Raw genomic sequence first — 21,948 nt, forward strand, 5'->3', positions numbered from 1 at the left:
TTGCAAAGACATCTATTAAAACATTATTCCGTTATTACACAATAAATCAGACTTTTATATGAAATATAATTGTAAAAAAAGTGGGTTTAGCAACTAGTCTTCTACCGCTCAGCAACGGCTCTGACCAACGGCTACTATTTAATGGCTCCGGATAGCTATTTTGCAAAATAAGGTTTCTTAAATCACATTATATTGTGGATCATCCTACATTTTACTACTCAATAAGTAATATTACGTTTATTTCCACAATGAAGTGTGGATTTTAATGTACTTTTACATTAATTAATAAATTTGCTTCTCTATTTCACAATAGTATGTGGATTAGCGATAGCAGAGATATAAGCAAAATGGAAGCAATACAGAAAATTGGTCAATTGATTCAGCAGCGACGGGATCAATTGCGCATCACTCAAAGACAATTAGCCGATATGGCTAACATTGGGATCAATACGCTGTATAAGATTGAAACGGGGCAGGCTAACCCTACCCTCCAGTCATTACAAAAAATTACAGATATCCTGGGAATGGAAATCACCTTACAAACTAAAAAAGTGAGTGCTGAATGAGGAGAGCTACTATATTCTATAAAGGAGAAGAAGCAGGTATCTTAGAACAGCATGATGAGGGAAGCTTTACCTTCCGGTATCTGGAACCTTGGCTGGCTGATCCGACAAATCCATCCATCAGTCTTACCCTTCCCAGATCTCAACCGGAGCATAGCGCTGAATACCTATTCCCCTTTTTTTACAATATGCTTCCGGAAGGGACCAACCGACTAAGCGTATGTAAGGCAAATCGGCTGGATTCCGATGATTACTTCGGGATTCTTATGGCTACCGCCCGTTATGATACGGTAGGAGCTGTTACAGTCCAAAAATATAAAACTTAATGAAAGTAGATCATTGCCCGGGAACATTGGCAGAAGGATTCAATACGTATAGCAGAACCTGCTTAAAACGTGTTTTTGATGGTCGTAAGGTTTCTCATGTGCTGCCTTATGATGCACCGAACTCCAACCGACAAACCGATAAACTTTTTGAAGACAATCAAAAACGTATTTCAATATCCGGAGTACAGGAAAAATTTTCAGTACTCCTGGAAAAAAATAAGCTGCGTCTCATCAAAGAAGGAGAGCAAGGCACTCATATATTGAAACCTATACCACACGTTGGCAGAAAACGCGGTCAAATGCCCGCTAATGAGCATTTAACCATGCAGATTGCCCGCCAGATATACAATATTGAAACCGCAGAAAATGCACTAATCTTTTTTCAAAATGAAGCTCCCGCCTACATCACCAAACGGTTTGATGTAAAACCGGATGGTTCGAAGAAAGCCAAAGAAGATTTTGCCACTCTTGCCGGGAAAACTCCTCAAACCCATGGCGAACATTATAAGTATGAAGGAAATTACCTCGATTTATTTGAACTGATGAAAAAATTCCTACCGGCTTATCGCATTGAAACGCCCAAAATGTTCAAACTACTGGTTTTTAATTATCTGTTTTCAAACGGCGACGCTCACCTTAAGAACTTCGCCATTCTGGAAACTCCTATGGGGGATCACCAGTTAAGCCCGGCTTATGATTTACTCAATACCCGAATTCATGTAGACGATAGTAATTTCGCCCTGGAGGAAGGATTGCTACCTAAAAGAATGGCACAGACAACAATTGCCGGACAGTTCAAAATTTTGGCAGAACAGGTGGAAATCAAGCCTAAGCAGTTCAATCAAATCATGGCAAGCATGATGGAAAGTTCGGAAGAAGTCGTCCAATTGATCCATGCTTCCTTTTTGGAGGAATCTACCCAGCGAAATTATATCCAGGATTACCAATATCGCTTGAAGCAACTGCAAAAATTAAACTCTTGATATTCTTATACTTTTATTTTTAGCCGGAGTAACTGTCGGGCATTAGGAGACTTCGTGTTTTTTACGGAAATGATATCAGGCGTAGAAAATTAACAAGAATGAAACATAAAAAATTCACCTTGATTACAGTGAAGATTTGGACCTAGGATAACAATGCAATAGCAACGGCTTCAAATTACATGAAATATTTGCAACCCCAAATATTTCAGTCATTTACATAATTGACTAACAAGGTTTTCAACTGCAGCAACGGATCTCAACGGAATTTGCAACGGCCTTTAGTGATATGCAACGGCTCTTTTAATTTCCCCACTCCACAAAGTATTCAAAAAAGGTTAATTAAAAATGTTATTCAATTATATGCATTGACATATAAAATCAGCTTGAAATCAAAAATATATGCTTTAACATGTAATTTACTTCCGTTGCTCTATAATAGAATCCGTTGTTTCAGCTCCTTTATAGCAATTTCGCGTTCTCTTGCTCTGCCAACGCGAATTGCATCAACTAAAATCAGTAATTCATATAAAAGATTATCTTGTAATGCGGCTTTAGGTACTGAGCTATACAATGGAATAATACCGTGTCCTTTAGATGATCCTTTCGCATAAGGCCAAACGTATTCCTCACTGCTTTGAATTTGTTCCTTTAAAGGAGAGGCTGAATGTGAAGTGGGTATACCACGTACTACCGCACCAGGCTTTTGAGGAAAAATATATTTTACACCAAATTGTAGAACATCCATAAGGGCAAGCCTCATCACTTTTTTTCCTCTGGGATGTAATAAACCGGAGTATTTTAATCGAACTACTGATTCACTGACTTCAGATTGACTTATTCCTATAGCATCTGCCACTGCTTTTTGTTTCCAGGCTTGCTCATTAATGCTAATTAATTTTAAAAGCAATAAAATATCCTGTGGTTTAATTTGAATAGTCTTAATGCTCATATTCATATTTCTTATCGCGATATGCAATATTATATATTTTTCGCTTAATTTTTTGACTATAGCCCACCTCTTTTTCAAAAGAGGCATTATGAAATTCAACGGTAAGCCAACGGTTGAGATTAAGAACTGAGCTTTTTCTATGATAAATTCTATGGTATCTAACGGTGTTCAACGGTAAATTAATGGTTATTCCAACGGGGCCGTTTGGATTCAATGGTCGGAAACCGTATTCTTTGTTCTTTTAAATTTAGAGTAACGGCTTCGAAACAGGTCATCAACAAGTATAATTAAAAAAATGCAGCCAATCTGCAACGGCTTCGGTTGGAAATCAACAACAGCTCTGGCAATGTTCAGCAACCGCTCCGGCAACCGTTTAGCAATCTGTTTAGGCAACCGGTAGCAACCGCTCCGGCAACTAGTAGGCAACCGTTCAGCAATTGCTCTGGCAAATAGTCAGCAAAGGCTTTAATTAACCGGGTCCGAAAAAATTCGTAACGGAGAAAACACTGAAAAGAGATTTTTTGACTTGAACAATAAAGACCTAAGACTGGCTATTTTCATGAGAAACCAAATAGGCTTTTTCAAGCATAAACTGCACCTTTGATTCTTCTTATAAAGATTTAATACAAAGAATATTTCTTAATTCTTCTACCTCCATTGGTGGAGACTTCTTGTGCACCATTGCATGACAATTTGGGCACAAAGGAATAAGGTCTTTTATTGGATTCACCTGATAGTTGTTCCCAAGTTGGCTGACCGGAATTATATGATGGACATGAATATATCCTTCACCTATCTCACCGTATTTTTCTTTGAAATTAAAGCCGCAAACCTGGCAGTCTGACCCGAAATGTTGCAAACAAATAGAACGGTTTATCTTACTTCGTTCATATTTATTTACCAGAACCTTGTGAACAGCTCCTTCAGGAAGACCAATTTCTTCTTTTTCTTCTTGTTCTTCATAAACTTCAAAAAAAACAAAAAAGCATTGAAGTATTTGAATAGTTTGTTCAGATATGTAATCTTCCTCAGATCTATGCCGAGTATCTATTGGGGAATGTTCGATTTTGAGTTTAACTGAAGACCAGGTTTTATTAATATCATAATCCACAGAACCATTGATACTCAAATGAAACGTTTTTTTTGAATTATTCTTAACCATATCGTTATAACACTCAAAGAATATATCCCGGTCTTTTTTCTTCTTGCCAATAAAATCAAATAAATGCCCTGCAAAATCCTCAAAGACTAATTCAGAAGTTAAAGTCTTCCATCTCAGTCTTGACTCAACAGAAATTCCTCTATTTTTTTGGAAACCATGAGGTCTTACTGTTATAATATTTTCAGCAGATGTTATAGCTCCTTTAATTGAAACAGCAATCCCTAAGGTTTCTTCGATTTTTTTTGCAATTAAATCCTGGTTCAAAATATAGAATTTTAGTCTTCATTAATTTCCGGATCAGGCAAATCCTCTACTAAGTTTCTAAGAATCTTAGAAACTTCATACCTCAAGGTATCGAGTTGTTTCTGAATATCAGGATTTATGACTGATCTTTCTGCTTCACAAAGTGCCCAGAGTAAAGAATCCATTCCTTGAACCGTTACACCCGACTTCAGGTTAGGCACATAAACTTTCATATAGTAAGGATGTCCCGTATTTATCTGTACTCCGTGGTGCGTGCTTTCATCCGTATGAACCTGACACGGCTTCCAAAGCAAACCGTCATCTATAGAGTCCACAGGTTGAACCACCAGTTGGCCTTCTTTAGAGGGTTTGTTCACAGGCATTTTTATAACAAAAGTTCCTTGACGATTGGTCACCTTGACTTCATCTTTATCAGGATCCTCAACTTCCGAATAACTGGACCGAGATGCTGCTTCCTTAGCTGCAATTCCTCGATTTGATTCGTCATGCCCATTTTTACTTCGGGCAGTAACAATTGTTTTAATTCCTTTTCGGTAGCGTTCATTGGCAGCCCTCCTTTCAGGAGTTAAAAATTTTTCAAAAAAATCGTATAAAGCTGAATTTAATGATATTCTTGATTTTTTAATATCTACATTGAAAGCTTCATCCATTTCATGATTAAAAGAAAACTCCACTCTCAAAAGGTTCATGTGTGGTTCTCTGGAATATATATTTAACCAATCCGGACCACATATTAATCTATTTTCCCGATAGACATAAATGCCTTGGTTATTAGTTTTTATATTTGCCTTTTTGACTTCTTCATCAGTTTCAAATTCTTGAGTTCTTGGGATGATGCAGGATCGGACCATGAAACTAACATCCTCTCCTCCCATTTCTACTGGTACTTCTTTTTCATTTACCCTGGTCTCAGGATGCCAAAGACAAAATGGGTCCCAAGGTTCAACATTTCTGCCATTTACTTCAATTTGAATAAAGGGTGCTCTTCCGTCATTTTCATCTAAAAATCTTTGAAAAACCATTGACAAATGGCTGATCAATCCCTCCTCAAGCTTTTTAAGAGCATTCTGAGCATGAACACCTAGAGGATCAACATAATTTTTAATTAATCTATCCACCTTTTCCCACATAATTATTGTGCCGGAATTGTCTTCTGAAATATCAGCGATCATTCCTTCCTGTTCAGGTGTCCCTTTAGCTCTCTCAACCCGCCAATTATCCTGAATCTTCTCAAGATCCCAAGTTACCCTTTCCAAAGATGTTTCACTTCTTTTGGAAATTATTGAAAGACGTTTACAAAAAGCAGTAGATCCAGTTTTTAATCCCAATCCGAACTTGCTCAAACTTTTTGGATTAGTCTGGCGATCTGACCCATATTTTACTGCATTTTTTAACTCCGCCATATTCATCCCCGTTCCATTATCGACGATAAAAACCAGCACCTCTCCTATGGGATCCTGTTCAATATCTATTTTCACCTTTGTGGCATCAGCCATGATTGAATTGTCCACAATGTCAGCTATGGCAGTATCAAAGCTATAACCAGTATCCCTAAGCCCTTCAATCATTCTTTTAGGGTCGGGCGGGATAATCAAATGGTCGAAGTCATTTTGTTGTTTGTGCATATTATTTCATTTTTACGGTGATCCAGCTGTTAGTTAATTTGAGCTTACCATTTGTTTCAGGTATGTTATTTCTCTCGTAACCTATTTTATAAACTCTTTCATGTTTATTAAAATTTACTTTGTCACCTGCCTTTAGGTGATAAAACTTGAAAAATTTGGTCATTCCAGTTAGTCTGTATTCATTCCGGGTGCCTCCAAAAAATTTATTGTTGTAGTAAATAAAATTAAATTCCCATTGCTTATAAGCATCATCTATAAATGTCAGTTGGATCCTGGGATTTTTTTCCTCCTTGGGTAGCGTCGGAAAGAAATTGAGAATTTCCATTTTTTTTGGAACCAGAATTCCACCTTGATGCCCACCCGTCTCTCCAGTGTCGTTGGAGCTAAGTTGTTTAATAATCATAACTTTTTATTTGGTGTCATTTGTAGTGCTTCATAAATTTCTGCTAGATCTTCTTGATCTCCAACCACACCCGTGATAGCAGCTGAGGCAAGCGCTCTCTTTTTTTCTATTTTGGAGTTCACAAAATCTTCTACAGTGTCAGCATAAAATAGTCTACGAATAAAAACAGGTAATTTCTGACCTCGTCTGTGAGCCCTAGCAGAAGCCTGATCTTCCAACGCCGGATTCCATTCGGGATTATAGTGAATTACATGATTTGCAGCAGTAATATTTAAGCCTGTCCCAGCGGCCTTAGGATTTAATACCAAGAAGGCAGAACCATCTATTGCAGAAAACTCGTCTATCTTTAATTGCCTTTCCAGTGATTGAGTTCTGCCATCAATGGCCTGCACGAAACATCTAAAAGTATCTTGTATCATGTGAACAATTAAATCACTCATTTTAGTGAAGGAAGTAAAAATGAGAGCCTTTTCTTTGCGCATATATATGTCTAGCAGAATTTCTTTTAGCCTAATTATCTTTTCGTTAGCACCTGAATAGTCAATTCCGTCTTTCAAGGCCACAGCAGGATCGCAGCAAAGCATGCGTAGCATTTGGATTTGCACCAGAGAAGCACTTGCACCATAGGAAGCAATAATTTCCGCTCTCTTCTCCTCATATAAATCCTGCATTTTTGGAGACATAGTTATTGCTTCTGCAAAATCTAATCTTTCTGGCAAATCATCAGCAACATCCTTCACCATTCTTCTTAAGATCAGAGGTGAAATAATGGGTTCCAATTTTTTCGCCCCTTCAACTGTATCAGGAAAATTTTCGTTGAACCAAGTATTTGAACCCAAGAAATCTGGCGCAATAAAATCTGCTAAAGACCATACATCCGACAGTCTGTTCTCCAAAGGAGTTCCGCTTATAGCAATACGACATTTTCCCTCTAGAACTTTGACAGCCTTTGTTCTTTGAGCTTCAATATTTTTTATAGCTTGGGCTTCATCACATACGATCAGCGACCAATAGATCCTCTGCAGCAAATAAACATCCCGAATCAAAATATCATAAGATGTTATAATAACTTGATGTTCCTCTAACACCTCCCGGAAACCTGTTCTCTCATGTCCTGAATGAATCATCGTTGTTAAACTGGGTGCAAACTTTTTCAGTTCTCTCCTCCAGTTTTCCATCAGACTAGAAGGGCATATTACTATGGCCTGAAAATCAGCCTTATTGGATTCATTTAATATTAATCCAATTACCTGCATGGTTTTTCCCAAGCCCATTTCATCGCCTAGAATACATCCAAAGTTCTCCTTGTAAATCTCACTTAACCAATAGAAGCCTGTCGTCTGGTAACTATAAAATTTGGCTTTAAATCCAGTTATCTCCGGGTGCGGCAGCTCCTTATCCTTGGTTTGATCTACCTCTTCTAAATTATCTTCAAATATTATAATGTCCTCGAGGTCCTCCGCAATCCGAAGCTTCAAATAATCTCGTATAGTAAGTTTTCCAGTCCTTAAATTGTACTTTTCAAAAACTGATTGTATGAATGCCAAGGATGAAGAAATGGGATACCAATCATTATTTATGATTATGTGATTTCTATTCAAATCTAAAACTTCGGTGACATCTGCAATTTCCAACTTATGATGACTTAAAACAAGCCTGAGATTAGCTTCTGGAAGCCTACTTTTTATAGCTGTTATAATTTTGATTGAAGCATCTACATTGTATTTTTTAAAATTAATATGCGGGAAAGATTGTTGAGGGTTCACAGAAGGTGATTTTACTAAAGAAAGATAGATCTCAGAGGCGGTCACTTCAATGGACTCCCCCCCAAGTACTCCTTTAAGTTGACCAGAGCCTAAAACCCAATCCTCATATTCCTTATTTCTCTCCTGCACGATCACTTTTCCTTAAATTATCGGTAATAATTTTGGCAAACATCTTTATAACCGGCACTGAAACTGAATTACCAAATTGTTTGTAGAATTGAACATCAGATACTGGTTGCTGATATTCACCATTTAAAAATTTTTCGCATTTTTTTGGAAACCCCTGCAATCGACATGCTTCCAGAGGAAGTATCTTTCTCGGAATTTCAGAATGTTCTTGCTCAATTAATATTTCCCCCCCGTCCTTATAATACCTTGCAGACATTGTTCTGGTTGTTTTAGTATCAAAAGGTGGAGATACTAAGCCAAACCCAAAACCGTTTCCTTTTGCCTGGTGATTTCTCTTATGTCTTTGTAAGGCATTCCACGTTCCTGGAGTTAATGTATACTTATTACCAAACATTTGAAGAACGTCTTCCTCCTTTAGTAAAATAGACGATAAATTTTTTAATCGCTTTTTGGGCAGCTGAATTTCTAAACTACTGAGGGTTGATTTCAGCAGAAGATCCTTCCTAAAGCCCACAATGAAAATTCTCTCCCGGTGCTGAGGCAACCAATGAGCGGAATCAACTATGAAGCTTTTAAAATCATAACCTACAGTATCTAATTGTTCTTCTATAATTTTAAAGGTCTTCTTATTGTCGTGACTTTTTAAATTCTTCACATTCTCCAAAAGAAACGCCTTTGGTTTTTTTGCTTTGAGTATTTCTTTTACACGAAAAAATTCTGTGCCTTGAGTAGGGTCATCAAAACCATGGGCACGTCCTAATGAATTCTTTTTTGACACACCTGCTAAGGAAAATGGCTGACATGGAAAACCCGCAGTTAAAATATCATGTTCTGGAATATCCTCTTCAATGTCAACGAGTGAAATATCTCCTACGGGAACATCACCATGAAAAGCTTCATAAGTAATTTTAGCAAATTTATTCCATTCCGAAGAAAACAAACATTTCGCACCAACTGATTCGAATCCAAACCTAATCCCTCCTATACCGGCATATAAATCAATGAAGGTTAATTTATTCATTCTAATTTTTTAATAATTTCTGCATAAGCAGAGTTCATGTTCTTTTTTAATTGACATTCCCAAACAGTAATTACCTGCCATCCTAAGTTTTCTAAATCTTTTATGTTTTTCCTATCTCTTTCTACAGTTCCGGCAATCTTTTGTTTCCACCACTCAGTTCGAGTCTTAGGTAACTTGAAATACCTGCAGTTCTCATGACCATGCCAGAAACAGCCATTGATCATAATTATGGTCTTATATTTTGGTAAAATAATATCAGGTTTTCCCGGCAGCTTCTGATCGTGGAGTCGAAATCTATATCCTTCTGCATGAAGGTATTGTCTCACTAGCAATTCAGGCTTAGTGTCTTTACCTTTAATTTTACTCATGTTAAAACTCCGAGTCTTTTTGTCGTGCACGTCCGCCATCAAATCCTTTAAACCTTTAAAATTAAAATAATGGAGAATTTCATATGGTTCTAATCAACGTACCTTACCGGATTCAAATTAAATTTTACATTTCTATTACCTGAATCAACAACAATAGGGTTTTTTATAAAGATTCTGTACCTAACTTGATCTCCATACTCAATCGGCTCGATTCGATCAATTTCTGCATTTAAATAATTACCTCTAGGAAATAATCCTGTTTCATTCATTGAGGCCACCTGCACGTAATTGTGCTTTACACTACTCGGTGTTAGTACCCAATCACCGGTATAACCCTGATTAATAATTTTATTGAAGTCATCTCTTGAAGCTACTTGAACTCCTTTAAAATCCTGATCCAAATCCGATACATCAATGGTAATATTTATATCTGAGTAATTTTTATAAAAGCTGACAATCTCTTGAAAATATTGCTTCTCTACTTCGTAGAATTTCAGCCTGGACTTTATATACTCTTCATTAAACCCATCTGAAAAAATTTTTGTAGAAATATTCGAAAGCTGATTCTTATTTAAGTTTTTTATCCCATTCTCATATTTAGTTTTTATGAGATTTACCATATTGTCTTTTTCTTCGGGATCCAGATTAAAGCGATCTAACATTCCACTTAAGGACTGCCCCTTGTTATTTAACTTTTCATCATGTAGTTGTTGAAGGACTATAGCGATTTGTTTATCATTCATAACATTCTAATTTTCCGAGTAGAAATTTTTGATGATCAAAGTTTAAGTGCAAAGTTTTGAGATAGTTTTTATTATCTCCTTTCGAACATCAATTGTTTCAATTTGGCTCTTTAATCTTATACTTTTCAAGAGAGTTTCTATGAATACTCCAATCTATCAAGACTCTAAAATTAAAAATCGATTAGCTAAATTAAGTGTAGGGAAAATCTTTCAGCCAGCAGTAAATATAAAAAATCTTAGAGTTTTGTTAAATAGCAAAATACTTTTTATTGAATTATTTTTAATCAAATGATCTTCAGCAATACCCTTTAATTCCCGAAAAGGTGGGAAAGATTTGAGATGGTAAGTTCTGGAATCATGTAAATTAAAATTTACTCGGTTTTGAGGTTAAGGAATGGAGAGACTAAAAAAATAAATCATTAGAGTACCAATTGCCTGCAATTTTGGCTAAACTGGAACAATTAGCTCAAAAAGAAAAAAACATTTTGAACGTGAACCTTACTGAAAAAAGGAGAAAGAGAAGGCAATAGAAGAAGAAAGACAGGAAAGAATCACCGCTGAATTGAAGGTCTTTAAAAATTTGTTTGATACAGCTATGAGATGACATAAATCGCAGTATTTAAGGAATTATATTATTGAGTTTGAAAGATATGCGATACAATCTAATACCATGGATGATCAAAAGAGAAGGTGGTTTATCTGGGCTGACGAAAAAGCGGATTGGTATGTTCCTTTTATTGAAAAAGAAGTAAAACTTTTGAAAGATATTGACCGGTAGACTTTGGAAAAGAAAAAGAAATGGTGATTTCCATTCGTGTTTAAAGGTCTATTCATTAATTTTCAATTTTATTCCTAAGACAATCTTTATTCGAATTTAAGTTTTATTAACTTAAACTTCTGTTCTTCAATTGTAGCATAATCTGACACCTCAAAACCTTTTTTGAGAAAATAATTTTCTGCTTGTATATTTTCACTCTTGATGGTTCCTGAAATCCATTTTATTTTATTTGTCTTTGCCGTACTTATCAAATAATCAATAAATTTATCTCCGAATCCTTGTCCTCGAAAATCCTTTAGAATAAATCTTTTTATATCATTATAATATTTTTTTTCCGCACTAATACTCATTATACCTATTGTATGTCCGATATCATTTTTCATGACAAAAAATGAATCTGTTTTAAAGAAAAAGTTTAAGCTGTTTTTTTCGGCTGAATTATTTTTTTCATACCATTCCTTAAGCTCCATTCTTTCATCCTCAATAACCTCCTTAATTACCATAGATTTTTTAAGCAGTTTCTATTTCTTTATTTCAGTTTCTTTATCTTTTTATCAATCTCCGCTATTTCACCCATAATTTAATAGATCGTTGATCTTATAGTCGCTGGATCAAATGGGTGTTGAACAGTTGCCGAAGTGTGAGCTATCCCCCCATATTTTTTAAGCTTAGTAACAAAATTTTTATCCTTACTACTATGTGATATAAATACTTCCATTCTTATGAATAGGAAAATAAGATCCTCCCGCTAATAAACTATTAGGAAGAAGAATTTTTTTTTAAAAAATTTTCGTCTTATTCAGGAGGTTCTCAATAGTCACTTTTTTCTTTGCGGGCTACCTATGACCTGCTCTAACTCTACAAGCTCTTTATTGTACCTTTCCAGCAAGAAATCATTAAAATTAGAAAATTCCTCCAAACCTTCTATTCTTTTCTTTAGTTCTGCGCTCCTTTTGTGTTTTACATCATATTTCTCAACCTCTTGACTTTTGTCGGCCAGATCATTATTCAATACGTATCTTATGATTTTCATGTCTGGGGCGTCCAGTAGATTTAGGCCCCTCCTAATAATTTCCCTCCTCTCTGTACTCAGCTCTAGTCCTGACACAGCTCGGTTTAAAAGATCGTTAATTATCGAGCGTGCTAATCGATCTACTTTTAGAGCCTCTTGATAATAATTTATTTTTTCATTGCCAATTTCTTGACTTTCTTTTTGAAATTCCTGCTGCATCCGCGGCGGCAGAAAGAAAGGAAGCTCCTTCTTTGGATCCAGATTTTTTAAAGTCTCTAAAAGTGGCTCGAAATCTTCCAAGAAAGGTTTTCTTTGTGGAATCGACCATCGGTGTTCCCATAGCTTAAGGATAATATCAACGCATTCCTTTTGAGCCTGCTCCTTTTTCTTTCCACTTGTTATTTCAACTAAATCCAACTTTTCGGCAATATAATGTGCCATCCATTTTGAGAGCGTATCCACTCCTGGGTCAAGGTCCAATTCGTTTACTATTGCCCTACCCAAGTTCAAAATTCTCTGTTGTGCTTTTGAGTCTTCCATCTGCAGAAAGTAAGTAAATTTTATGATGCGTTAAATATTCATATTTGTCATCTTTGGACCGAAATTTATAACTGATATTTCTGCTAATGTTAATTTCAAAGATTAAATTACAGTTATAGGTTTCACAAAGCTTTTTTAGTAGTTCTAATGAAGCACTTAGTCGCATACCATGCTGTTCAGGCTCTTCATCATAATCTTCTAAATCACTCCTCCAGGTATCGCATTTCAAGCCAATAGCACCCTCACTAAAATACCACGTTTTACCATCATTATCTGAGTGAAGATTGAGCCGTTTTAAAAATTTCTCACCAAGCGAAAAGGGCGGATAGCCAATATCTTTACCATATGGGTCCAATTCGTCAAGCCCTTTACGAAAATCGAGATCCAATATCCATCCTTCAAGCTTAAAAATTCCCGAAGCTATTTCTACCCGATTCTCCTTGTAATCCGGAATCTTAAAATCATGACAATCACTGCAGGTTGATAGTGCTCTCATTAAAGCATCCGCAGTCATTTTAGAAACTAGAGCAGTCGAAACTGAATAGGACTCGTAATGTGAATTATGTCTTTCAGTCCAACCACCTTTAATATTAAACCAAGTCTCTTTTCCCCGGCTGCCCATAATACCTTTTAAAAATTCGTGATCTTGAATAGTAGTTCTCCAGTTGTCACTCTTCCCTTTAGTTATCCATTCAGGCCTTTCTAAGGGTAGGAGATCTCTGCTATCTGCTAACCATTTACCATCTTTCCTAGTTAAGAGGTGTCGAGATAACCACGAATTCCAAGGATTTTCATCGCTCCAAGAATTTCTGGTAATAATTACTGGCATATTTTCAACCAGCTTTGCTGCTACGTTTAGCATTGAATGATATGATACATAAAAATCCCAATCATCTGTCTTTGGATAACTTCCATGGTCATGCCAGGTTTCCCGATCTTGAGATTGGTTCCATAGGCTGACCCTAGGGTCACTGCTAAATCCTGTTTTTGATTCGAGCTTCCATTCTGCAACAATTACATTAGCACACAATTCCTGAATTTGCTTACGTGGAACTCCAAAAGCCTCCCCAAGGGGCTCCAACCAGTACCGATCGAAGTCATATCCAAAGTGACTTTTTAATCCAGTATTAACCTTTCCATTTTTATGCAGGTAACTATCTACTTTAAATCCGGAATCTTCCTTCTTCACTTTTTGTTTGCTCTTACCTATTCCTTTTAAGAGGGAAACCTCTTTTGCACTGTAAGATCCGGGACTATTCTTTTCAATATAAAGCGCAATTTCGGCGGAAAATTTTTGGATTATGATATGAGGTTCTAAGACAGCATATTTCATAAAAATCTTCCTATGATCGAATAATATAGAGAAATGGTCAACGGAAACTCGGTACAGGGCAATCAGGAGGTATTGCTTTGCGTGCAGGTTATAAAACGGAAAATGTTTACTTCCAAATGCATCAACTTTGTCATGTTGTAGCCATTCAATTAGGTAATTTAAGATCTCAGAACAGTTAAAATCTGCTAATTTCTTAATCACATGACAAGCACTCCACCTAATTTTAGAGCGAGGTGAGCCTAAAGCTGACCAGATAAATCCAGCTACACTTCTGCTAATGTCATCTGAGACATATAACCATTCACTCCAAGGACCATCTCCAAAATCCTCTTCCATATGTAATTCGAACCTAGACAATGCATAATCTGTTAAATTAGATGTGTCTTCCGTACTAATAAAAGTCAAAGCATGTTTTACAAATTCAAAAAAAACACTAGCATCTACAAACTCTTGGCCTTGTGATAATCCTTCAAAAATTCCTTTTCTTAATTCAAGAGCTAAACTATCATTAAGATCTAATTCACGAACTATGGAGCTGAATGAATAATCACTAACAAGCTGAAATGCATATCGTTGTCCATACCGGTACATAATCGTCGGCCACTTCTTTTTAAAACTGACCTTATTTTTCCAACGATCAAATATTAAATTAAGACATTGTTGGCTTTCATACTGACTGACGTCTTCAGAACTCAATATAACATCTATAAGATCCTGTATGTGATTAGAATTGGTTCGGGTAATGGCTTCCTCAAATAAATCAATTGAACGCCAATGAAATTGCTCATCCTTTACCTGAAATTCTTTTGAAAATTTGTTCAATAAAAGAGCAAAACCTTTAGGTTTTAGAAATTCTATATCTTGAAATATTCTATCCCATTTTTTTATTTCAGCTTCACTTCTATTCAGTACCCGTAGATGTTTGTGCGGCGTATTAACCTCCCTTACAGTGTCTGGACATGATCTTGCAGTATCCTCTAAATTCTCGTTCGTAATGTTGTACAAATCTCCAATAGATTTTAATTTCATCCAGAACTCTGCCGTTGCACCCTCTGTTCTTAATAAATTATACGCATCATCAAAGATTTCTTGTTTGATTTTATCTGAGGATTCATTTGCTAAACAGGTTGAGAGGAAATCCGTTAGATGATGATCCTCTAATAAACGCGCTAATGACCATCCTTCTGCGGGTTCAATTATTTTTGATTTAACTAAATAATCCAATAGTGTTTGAAGCTGATATTCAAACCTCCCAATTTCCCTATCACGCCATCTGCTCAATGCTGATATTCCGACTTGTGGAGACATTTTTGCACAAGTTACCATTGCACCAGATCGACTCCAGTGTTTTTCACGATAGACATACTCTCCGACCAATTCAGCAACACGGATAAACCTATAGGCTAATTTCTGTGATGAGTGTGAGGCAGATAGTTCTCCCAGTGAGACAACTGCTTCCCAACGGTTAACGATTTCATCCCCAAATTTGGAGACTATATTTATTGCTTCTTCAAAATAAACCGCAGCGTCATCTTTGGAACTGGAAAGGACTGCACGTGCTATTGAAATGTAATGATCCGCAATTTCTTCAGGTCTGGCATTTTTTAAACCTTTTATAAGTTCATATGTAGAGTTTTCAAGTTCATTGATCACACCGGTGAGGTGGGCTGCTCTGGTTCCAGCGCGCAGCAAAATAATTCGATTAGGAATTTTAAAGGAAATAGTATTCCGAATATAATCATTGAAGTATTGTTCAATTACTTTAGATTCCTGCTGAATACAGTACAAAAGAATAGAAGCCGAAACTTCTGCAATTTCGCTGGGAAGAACGTCATGAGATTTATACCTATTGATATATGCCTTTTTTGATTCTTTATTAGCCTGCTCTGTCCTTTTTGATAGATCATCAATGTTGCCCGAAATGACTTGGGCCCTTAAGAAAAACCATGGGAGCAAACCTCCTATCACTTCTTTAAATTCTCGGATATCATCCGTATAGTTCCGTTTTTGGTTTTCCGATTTATAGAGCTTTGGCATTAGATCATCTAACTGGACAACTAAATTTTCGGAAAGAACATACCTAATGGAATGCGCTTTAAGGAACATTACTCGCTCCTTAGAATCATATCTTGATCCTACCCCATGTGATGCTCTATCTGGAATATAATAGGCCAGGGTATTTAATATAGAAACAGGATTCATCTTCCTGTGAAGACACACCTCTAAAAATGTTATGATGGATGGGGTAATATTGTCATGAATTGGATCTTTCGGTTTTTTAATCCGCGTTTTAGTGCCGGACAATAAATTCAAGGTTTTTTCCAAATCCTCAATTTCAGCAAACCAACCAACTTTCTCTAATTCACTTACAACGGCAACTACAAAAAATTTATTATTCTGTGCTTTTTTAAGAAACTCAGCAATATCATTAAATCTTCCTGCATCAATTAATCTATTAGCGAGGCGTTTTACTACCTGAAATATGAATTCCTTTGGCTTAAAACTATTGAGAAACTTTAGACAAGATTTTACTCCATTGAGGTTTAACTGAACAAGGGCTAATTCCAGAATGTCATCAAAACTAACGCCTTCCCTTTGATCATGATCCTTATTTCGCTTTGACTCCTCGAAATAGATATCCAGCCAATTTAATGCAGACCTCTGATATCCACTTGCCTCTCCATGAAATTCCTTTATTTCGCTTAATAAAAATGCCGAATACATATTCTCGGAGCCTTCCCAGTTACTCTTTAAAAGCCCTTTGAAAGCGATTTCTTGGACCTTAAACTTATCCTGTAGCTGTGGAAGCAAATCGATGTTATTAAGAAAAAGATTTTGCTGCCTCTGATCTCCGGCAACTTCTTCACCTGCTCTTAAAGCAAGTTTGATAGCATCTTTATAATTTTGAGATCTAAGGGCTGCCTTGAATGCAAACTGCAACCGAAAAACAATTACATTTCTGGTATCTATAGGGTTGTTTAACGGCAATAGTTTATCGGATAAAGCAATAGTAATTAGTCGATCATATTGCCCAGCCTGGAGATAAATTTGAGGAAGTACCTCTGCTACATAAGTGAACTCAACCGCAAGAGGCTCCAAAATTTTTATATAACTATTAAAGTCATTTTTTGTGCCCAAGTAAACATCTCGAAACCAGGTCTCAGTAGGTTCATCTCTAAACTGAACTGACGAATCGAGTAGCCATAAGGAGCGTCCAATATCTGCAACAAAACTTTTCACATGTTCAGTCCTTACTTCAGCGACTTGTGCTAAAACCTTAATAGGAATATTGGGAGGTAAAATCGATAATCCAGTACATATCTTGTCTACACTGGTTTGATAATCTCTTGGTAGAGCATCTTTAATCTTTTGAACAGCCGTGTTTAATTGGTGTTCAATTTGCTTTTCAACTGTTGTCCCAAATGGCCCTAGATAAACGAGAAGTTCATTCAACGAGGCAGGAGCCGCTGCTATTGCATTCATCTGCACTCTTGGATTTCCGTTGGTGAGACGATGGAATTCAAAAGCCTGAACCTTGTTTACCTCTGGGAAATAATTTTTTAGGTTCGCGAAAGTTTCTTCTTTAGAAAACGGCAGAAGATCCAACTGAGTAACAGAGCTTGGTGGCTTCAACAGATGAATGCGCTCCGGCCTGCACAATAGTACAAGGCTACAGTCAATAGGAAGAATTTCTCTTAGCAACTCATTTGCAAAGCATGAGTCGCCAAATTCCTGAGCAGCCATTTCGGCGTTGTCGGCAGCATCAATTATAATAACTAATTTCGCTGGTTTCGTGACTTTCTTCAACGTTTTTATTGAAACATCAATTCGACTTAAAAAGTCATTCATGATATCAGTTTCTTGAGTTGTATCGCGTACTAGCATCCTCTCACACAAACCCATTGAGGCTAATTCATTGACTATTTGAACAAGTCCATCCCGATGCCTATGCCTGGGCTCGCTCCGGTTACGATATTTACCCGAACCAAAACAATCGTAAGCTATACCCAAAGAACCTTCAGGTAGTGCTTCAAGTACATATTGGCTAAATACCGACTTTCCAACACCACCTTCCGCTTGAATTATTAAAGGACAATTTATACTTGTAATAGTGTTCAACAGGTTTTGATACTGATCTCTATAAGTTATGCCATTAATCTCCTCAAACAGCGGAGGTGCAGGAAAAAGTTGTCTTTCAGAAGTCACTCCAAACGGTCTAAGAATGTCTTCTTTAGTTATTTTCCCGCTAGAATGGGGTAGCACCTTCTCTTGGACTAATGATACAATACTATCGATTTGGGCCGGATCAATCAATCCAGGTTGGAGCCTGGCCATTTCCATCCTGAGATCTTCTTTTTGAATATTATAATCCCCTTCTCCATCCTCGAAATTTAATAACCTACAAAATGCAATCAGCTCCTTCCCATCAAGTTGGGTGTAACCTTTAAGGGTTTCCCCGAATTTTTTATTGACCTTGCCTCCCTTAACAAGGGTTGCGATATTTTGCTTAAACGCTTGATCTACCTTTCTATTTGTTATAACAGTAAAGAAAACTCCATCAATAGATTTTTCTTTAGCATGTTGCTGGTATCTCTCTGAAAAGCCGACAATCGTATCTTTCAAACCACTTAAAGTGAAAGGTTTATCTTTCTGAACTGTAGTATGTTTAAGTTGATAATATTCGACTCTCTTTTTGGAGTTAGTTCCATTATAATATTCTGAAACATCAATGACGTACTCCCCTGCTTTTTCCTTTTCTTTTGACCCCTCAATTACGACCATTTTCAAGTCCGTAATAGGTTGAATTAATCTTAGACAGCGTCTAGCTGCCCACCGATAATGGAATACATCACCAGCACGAGAATACGACACCAGCTTGTTTGTACCATCTAATTTCATTGTTGATTTTTGTGTCTCTTTTTAACCTTTCTGAAAGTTTAATTATTCGCCTTTCTGTGCTCAAAAGGAGAAAAGGGATTCTTACCACCTAAATAAGAATTTTCCTTAATTTCATTCTAATTCAATTTTTTTGCGGCATTCTAAATTTTTTAATTTCCACAATACTATAGGAACGAATTGCGCCGTTTAATTTTTTTACGGTAATAGAACCTATAGCGTTCCGATTATTTGAGGTACTCGTACATCTTATTATAGTTCCTTCTATTGTTTTATCCTCAAGATCAATTAATATAGGTTTATATAAAATTTCGAAAACGTTCGTTGAGTCGTATTCCCAAGGGTCGTCAAAGTTAGATGGATATAATATCCTTCTCTGAAGGTTAATAGCATATTCTCTTGCAGCTTCAACACTGGAAAATATTTTCCTTTCCTCATTTTCATCCAGAATGGGTAGTCCTATAAAGCCCTCAGGTTCGGAATAGCTTATATAGCTTATGAACTGATTCGATTGTTCTACTAAACCCTCTTCTGTTTTTAATTTAATGGAATCAATTGATATCCATACCTCATTTCTATTTATTAATAGTTTTTCAGTTTTCATCTGTTTTATTATCTTTTACCTTCTAATGAAATATGTCTACCATCATTAGTGCTTACTGAAGCTTTAAAGCTACATTACGAATGTAGGAATTTATCCTCTATAGCTCCCGTGAAACATGAGGAGAAATGGCGTGAAGAGCTGTAATTTGTACCCCAAAAATGAATAATAGCTAAATTTTAGCCCTTTGTACCCGAAGAAAGACAGAAGGTGTTCTCCCCTGCTCTTTTCAAAAAATCCAGCAAAAATAAGGGACAGCAGAGGAGAGATTATTAGAGAAATTACTATCTTAGTTTTTCAAACGATGATTTGCTAATTTCTGTGCGACTTTCCGGGGCCTATTGTACCCCATACTCCACTCCACCCCCATAAAACCTGAAAAACTTATTCCTGTATTGGAAAATAAACAGCAAATTTTATTCGATATTTTTTACCTTTAAATGTAATTAAATATAATGATAATGGGGCTTTAGAGCCTCATTTTTTATTTTTATATTTTCTCATATTTATGCACTGTGCACCCCGCTATGCACCTAAAGTGCACCCCGTTGTTAAATTTCGCTATTGAGGTGCACAAAGTGCACCCAACTTCTTTTTTTCTCTTATCTTTAATAGAAAGTAGCGAGTCATGAAAATAAACCTTAGAAAAAAGAAACTGACAACGGGAAAGTATAGTCTTTATATTGATTACTATAAAGGAAAGATCACGGATGAAAATGGTAAATCAAAAAATAATAGAGAATTCGAATATTTAAAAGAGTATCTATATATTTCACCAAAGACACCTTCCGAAAAAAAAGAAAATGAAGAAACACTCTTAAGAGCTGAACAAATCTTATCTATACGCAGGGCTGAATATGCCCAGGGGAAATACGGGATTAAAGACAGATCGAAAGATAAGTTACTATTCCTTACCTACTATGACAAGTTAAAAGAAGAACGATACGAGAACAAAGGGAATTACGATAACTGGGATGCTGCTCAAAACCACATTGAAGATTATTGCAAGAAAAAGAAAATAACTTTTGAAGATATTGATGAGAATTTGTGCTGGGCTTTAAGAAGTTCTTAAACAAAAACTCCAGAACTAAATCTAATACTCCATTATCTCAAAATTCAAAATATACCTATTACAACAAATTTAAAGCTGCTTTGAGACAGGCTTTCGACGATGGTTATACCCGTAGAAACTTTGCTACAGTTGTAAAAGGTTTTGCTCAGGGCGAAACAAGCAGAGAACACTTAACGCATGACGAACTCATGGCAATGGTAAAGGCGGAGTGTAAACATCCTATACTTAAATCTGCTTTTTTATTTAGTTGCCTTACCGGTCTTCGATGGAGTGATGTAAATAAACTTACATGGTCTGAAGTCCGTGATGAGGGACATGAAACACAACTGGTTTTTAAACAGAAAAAAACGGCAGGACAAGAATATCAATTTATCTCTCCTGAGGCAAGAAAATTAATGGGCAAAAGAAAACAGGAAAAGGATCGCGTTTTTCAAGGATTAAAATATGGAGCTCACTTCAATGCCGAGATCCTGAGATGGTGTATGCGAGCAGGTATAACCAAGCACATCACGTTCCATAGCGCGAGACATACTCATGCCGTACTCTTACTAGAAAATGGTGCCGACATTTATACAGTTTCAAAGATCCTGGGTCATAAGGAAATCAGAACTACCCAGGTATATGCGAAATTAGTAGATAAGAAGAAAAAGGAAGCCGCCTATCTGATTCCTGACATTCATATAGATTATGAAATTTGATTTGTTTCAATATCTGGCCGCGATTGCATTTATTTATATCTATGGGCGGATATGTATTCATATTGTTCCTGGGATTGGGCGCTATTTTATAAATGACTCCCGGAATTACCAAAAAAGAATTGAAAAGCCCCGGATCCTATTTAATTTGGTTGGACTGGCTTTTATGCATCTTATGTATTTCTACAATATGACCGATGAAAATCAAAATATTCTCATCAAGGTGATCATTCTAGCAGCCTTTGCGTCGGGCTTCCTCCTTTGCTGCTCATCGTGGACTGAAAAATTTACGGACACGTTTCAAGTTCAAAAAATTACTACAACTAAGATCAATAACAATAGTTTCAAAATAAAGGCTTCTGACAATCAGATTGAGAAGTTGTACAATGAATTGGTTAAATATGATTTGCTGCTTAACGACAGAACTTCTTTCCAGGATTTTAAAAATGTTCTCACCAAGAGCTGGGACATACACAATTCCAGAATACATCTTAATATGGACGGCCCCAGTAGCAGGGAATTCTATGATTGCCTGATACGAACCTTTCCATTAAATTCACTTACACTTAAAAGCTTCTTTTCTTCTTCAAAGCTAATCCTAAGACCAGACGGGAAAAGTTACAAATACAACACTATTAAGAACGCCCCTACCCGAACCACAGTTTCGAAACATCACGATACGCTAATAACTATTTTTAAGAAAATTGAAATGAATTGAA

Annotated in this window: 17 protein-coding genes and 1 pseudogene; 6 read left to right on the plus strand and 12 right to left on the minus strand. The window is 36.4% G+C overall.

The window, feature by feature from the left end:
- The first annotated feature begins 347 nt into the window (after positions 1-347).
- Genes H148_RS0109200 through H148_RS0109210 form a run of 3 tightly spaced genes read left to right on the plus strand, consistent with a single transcriptional unit; the run spans position 348 to position 1,872 of the window.
- The gene (locus tag H148_RS0109200) at positions 348-566 is read left to right on the plus strand and encodes a helix-turn-helix domain-containing protein (RefSeq protein WP_037325036.1); all 219 of its coding nucleotides are present in this window, start codon (positions 348-350) and stop codon (positions 564-566) included.
- Positions 563-889 carry a HipA N-terminal domain-containing protein gene (locus tag H148_RS0109205; protein WP_029034546.1) on the plus strand — a complete coding sequence of 109 codons (327 nt, stop codon included), beginning with the start codon at positions 563-565 and terminating at the stop codon, positions 887-889. Before H148_RS0109200 ends, H148_RS0109205 begins: the two co-directional genes overlap by 4 nt.
- The gene (locus tag H148_RS0109210; RefSeq protein ID WP_029034547.1) at positions 889-1,872 is read left to right on the plus strand and encodes a type II toxin-antitoxin system HipA family toxin; all 984 of its coding nucleotides are present in this window, start codon (positions 889-891) and stop codon (positions 1,870-1,872) included. The genes H148_RS0109205 and H148_RS0109210 overlap by 1 nt, the downstream gene beginning before the upstream one ends.
- 430 nt (positions 1,873-2,302) lie before the next feature.
- On the opposite strand, the gene H148_RS0109215 is transcribed toward H148_RS0109210, so the two are convergent.
- From H148_RS0109215 to H148_RS0109280, 12 genes are all read right to left on the minus strand, one after another.
- Positions 2,303-2,821 (minus strand): hypothetical protein, encoded by a 519-nt coding sequence (locus H148_RS0109215; RefSeq protein ID WP_037325037.1) that lies wholly within the window; start codon positions 2,819-2,821, stop codon positions 2,303-2,305.
- Positions 2,822-3,431: 610 nt separating this feature from the next.
- Positions 3,432-4,247, minus strand: coding sequence for an HNH endonuclease (locus tag H148_RS17575; RefSeq protein ID WP_211222986.1), 816 nt, complete (start codon positions 4,245-4,247; stop codon positions 3,432-3,434).
- 11 nt (positions 4,248-4,258) lie between these two features.
- Positions 4,259-5,872, minus strand: a complete 1,614-nt coding sequence (locus H148_RS0109225) for an ATP-binding protein (RefSeq protein WP_029034549.1) — start codon at positions 5,870-5,872, stop codon at positions 4,259-4,261.
- A gap of 1 nt (position 5,873) precedes the next feature.
- Entirely contained in the window at positions 5,874-6,275 is a 402-nt protein-coding gene (locus H148_RS0109230; protein ID WP_029034550.1) for an EcoRII N-terminal effector-binding domain-containing protein, read from the minus strand.
- The gene (locus H148_RS17580; RefSeq protein ID WP_083961632.1) at positions 6,272-8,176 is read right to left on the minus strand and encodes a DEAD/DEAH box helicase; all 1,905 of its coding nucleotides are present in this window, start codon (positions 8,174-8,176) and stop codon (positions 6,272-6,274) included. Before H148_RS17580 ends, H148_RS0109230 begins: the two co-directional genes overlap by 4 nt.
- Entirely contained in the window at positions 8,154-9,191 is a 1,038-nt protein-coding gene (gene dcm / locus H148_RS0109240) for a DNA (cytosine-5-)-methyltransferase (RefSeq protein ID WP_037324964.1), read from the minus strand. The genes H148_RS17580 and dcm overlap by 23 nt, the downstream gene beginning before the upstream one ends.
- The gene (locus H148_RS0109245; protein ID WP_029034552.1) at positions 9,188-9,598 is read right to left on the minus strand and encodes a very short patch repair endonuclease; all 411 of its coding nucleotides are present in this window, start codon (positions 9,596-9,598) and stop codon (positions 9,188-9,190) included. The genes dcm and H148_RS0109245 overlap by 4 nt, the downstream gene beginning before the upstream one ends.
- Before the next feature lie 50 nt (positions 9,599-9,648).
- Complete coding sequence (locus tag H148_RS0109250; protein ID WP_029034553.1) at positions 9,649-10,302, minus strand: hypothetical protein; 654 nt, start codon at positions 10,300-10,302, stop codon at positions 9,649-9,651.
- An 864-nt stretch (positions 10,303-11,166) separates the two neighbouring features.
- Complete coding sequence (locus H148_RS0109265; protein WP_029034554.1) at positions 11,167-11,583, minus strand: GNAT family N-acetyltransferase; 417 nt, start codon at positions 11,581-11,583, stop codon at positions 11,167-11,169.
- Between the two features lie 314 nt (positions 11,584-11,897).
- Positions 11,898-12,632, minus strand: coding sequence for a hypothetical protein (locus H148_RS18340; RefSeq protein WP_029034555.1), 735 nt, complete (start codon positions 12,630-12,632; stop codon positions 11,898-11,900).
- Positions 12,589-18,864: a P-loop domain-containing protein gene (locus H148_RS0109275; protein ID WP_029034556.1), complete on the minus strand. Its 6,276-nt coding sequence runs from the start codon at positions 18,862-18,864 to the stop codon at positions 12,589-12,591. The genes H148_RS18340 and H148_RS0109275 overlap by 44 nt, the downstream gene beginning before the upstream one ends.
- Before the next feature lie 121 nt (positions 18,865-18,985).
- Positions 18,986-19,465: a hypothetical protein gene (locus H148_RS0109280; RefSeq protein WP_029034557.1), complete on the minus strand. Its 480-nt coding sequence runs from the start codon at positions 19,463-19,465 to the stop codon at positions 18,986-18,988.
- A gap of 625 nt (positions 19,466-20,090) precedes the next feature.
- Here H148_RS0109280 and H148_RS19000 point away from each other — a divergent pair.
- The 3 genes and pseudogenes from H148_RS19000 to H148_RS0109290 all read left to right on the plus strand — a co-directional run.
- Positions 20,091-20,596: pseudogene (locus H148_RS19000) on the plus strand (phage integrase SAM-like domain-containing protein); the annotation flags it as partial.
- 18 nt (positions 20,597-20,614) lie between these two features.
- Positions 20,615-21,232, plus strand: a complete 618-nt coding sequence (locus tag H148_RS19005; protein WP_342663248.1) for a site-specific integrase — start codon at positions 20,615-20,617, stop codon at positions 21,230-21,232.
- A complete protein-coding gene (locus tag H148_RS0109290; RefSeq protein WP_029034558.1) occupies positions 21,222-21,947 on the plus strand; it encodes a hypothetical protein in 726 nt (241 codons plus the stop codon). Before H148_RS19005 ends, H148_RS0109290 begins: the two co-directional genes overlap by 11 nt.
- The last annotated feature ends 1 nt before the right edge of the window (position 21,948 follow it).

The organism is Salinimicrobium terrae DSM 17865, assembly GCF_000424665.1.
Taxonomy (GTDB): domain Bacteria; phylum Bacteroidota; class Bacteroidia; order Flavobacteriales; family Flavobacteriaceae; genus Salinimicrobium; species Salinimicrobium terrae.

Coding starts and splice junctions, on each gene's coding strand:
- H148_RS0109200 (WP_037325036.1), top strand. CDS start 348: ATGGAAGCAATACAGAAAATTGGTCAATTGATTCAGCAGCGACGGGAT.
- H148_RS0109205 (WP_029034546.1), top strand. CDS start 563: ATGAGGAGAGCTACTATATTCTATAAAGGAGAAGAAGCAGGTATCTTA.
- H148_RS0109210 (WP_029034547.1), top strand. CDS start 889: ATGAAAGTAGATCATTGCCCGGGAACATTGGCAGAAGGATTCAATACG.
- H148_RS0109215 (WP_037325037.1), bottom strand. CDS start 2,821: ATGAGCATTAAGACTATTCAAATTAAACCACAGGATATTTTATTGCTT.
- H148_RS0109225 (WP_029034549.1), bottom strand. CDS start 5,872: ATGCACAAACAACAAAATGACTTCGACCATTTGATTATCCCGCCCGAC.
- H148_RS0109230 (WP_029034550.1), bottom strand. CDS start 6,275: ATGATTATTAAACAACTTAGCTCCAACGACACTGGAGAGACGGGTGGG.
- dcm (WP_037324964.1), bottom strand. CDS start 9,191: ATGAATAAATTAACCTTCATTGATTTATATGCCGGTATAGGAGGGATT.
- H148_RS0109245 (WP_029034552.1), bottom strand. CDS start 9,598: ATGGCGGACGTGCACGACAAAAAGACTCGGAGTTTTAACATGAGTAAA.
- H148_RS0109250 (WP_029034553.1), bottom strand. CDS start 10,302: ATGAATGATAAACAAATCGCTATAGTCCTTCAACAACTACATGATGAA.
- H148_RS0109265 (WP_029034554.1), bottom strand. CDS start 11,583: ATGGTAATTAAGGAGGTTATTGAGGATGAAAGAATGGAGCTTAAGGAA.
- H148_RS18340 (WP_029034555.1), bottom strand. CDS start 12,632: ATGGAAGACTCAAAAGCACAACAGAGAATTTTGAACTTGGGTAGGGCA.
- H148_RS0109275 (WP_029034556.1), bottom strand. CDS start 18,864: ATGAAATTAGATGGTACAAACAAGCTGGTGTCGTATTCTCGTGCTGGT.
- H148_RS0109280 (WP_029034557.1), bottom strand. CDS start 19,465: ATGAAAACTGAAAAACTATTAATAAATAGAAATGAGGTATGGATATCA.
- H148_RS0109290 (WP_029034558.1), top strand. CDS start 21,222: ATGAAATTTGATTTGTTTCAATATCTGGCCGCGATTGCATTTATTTAT.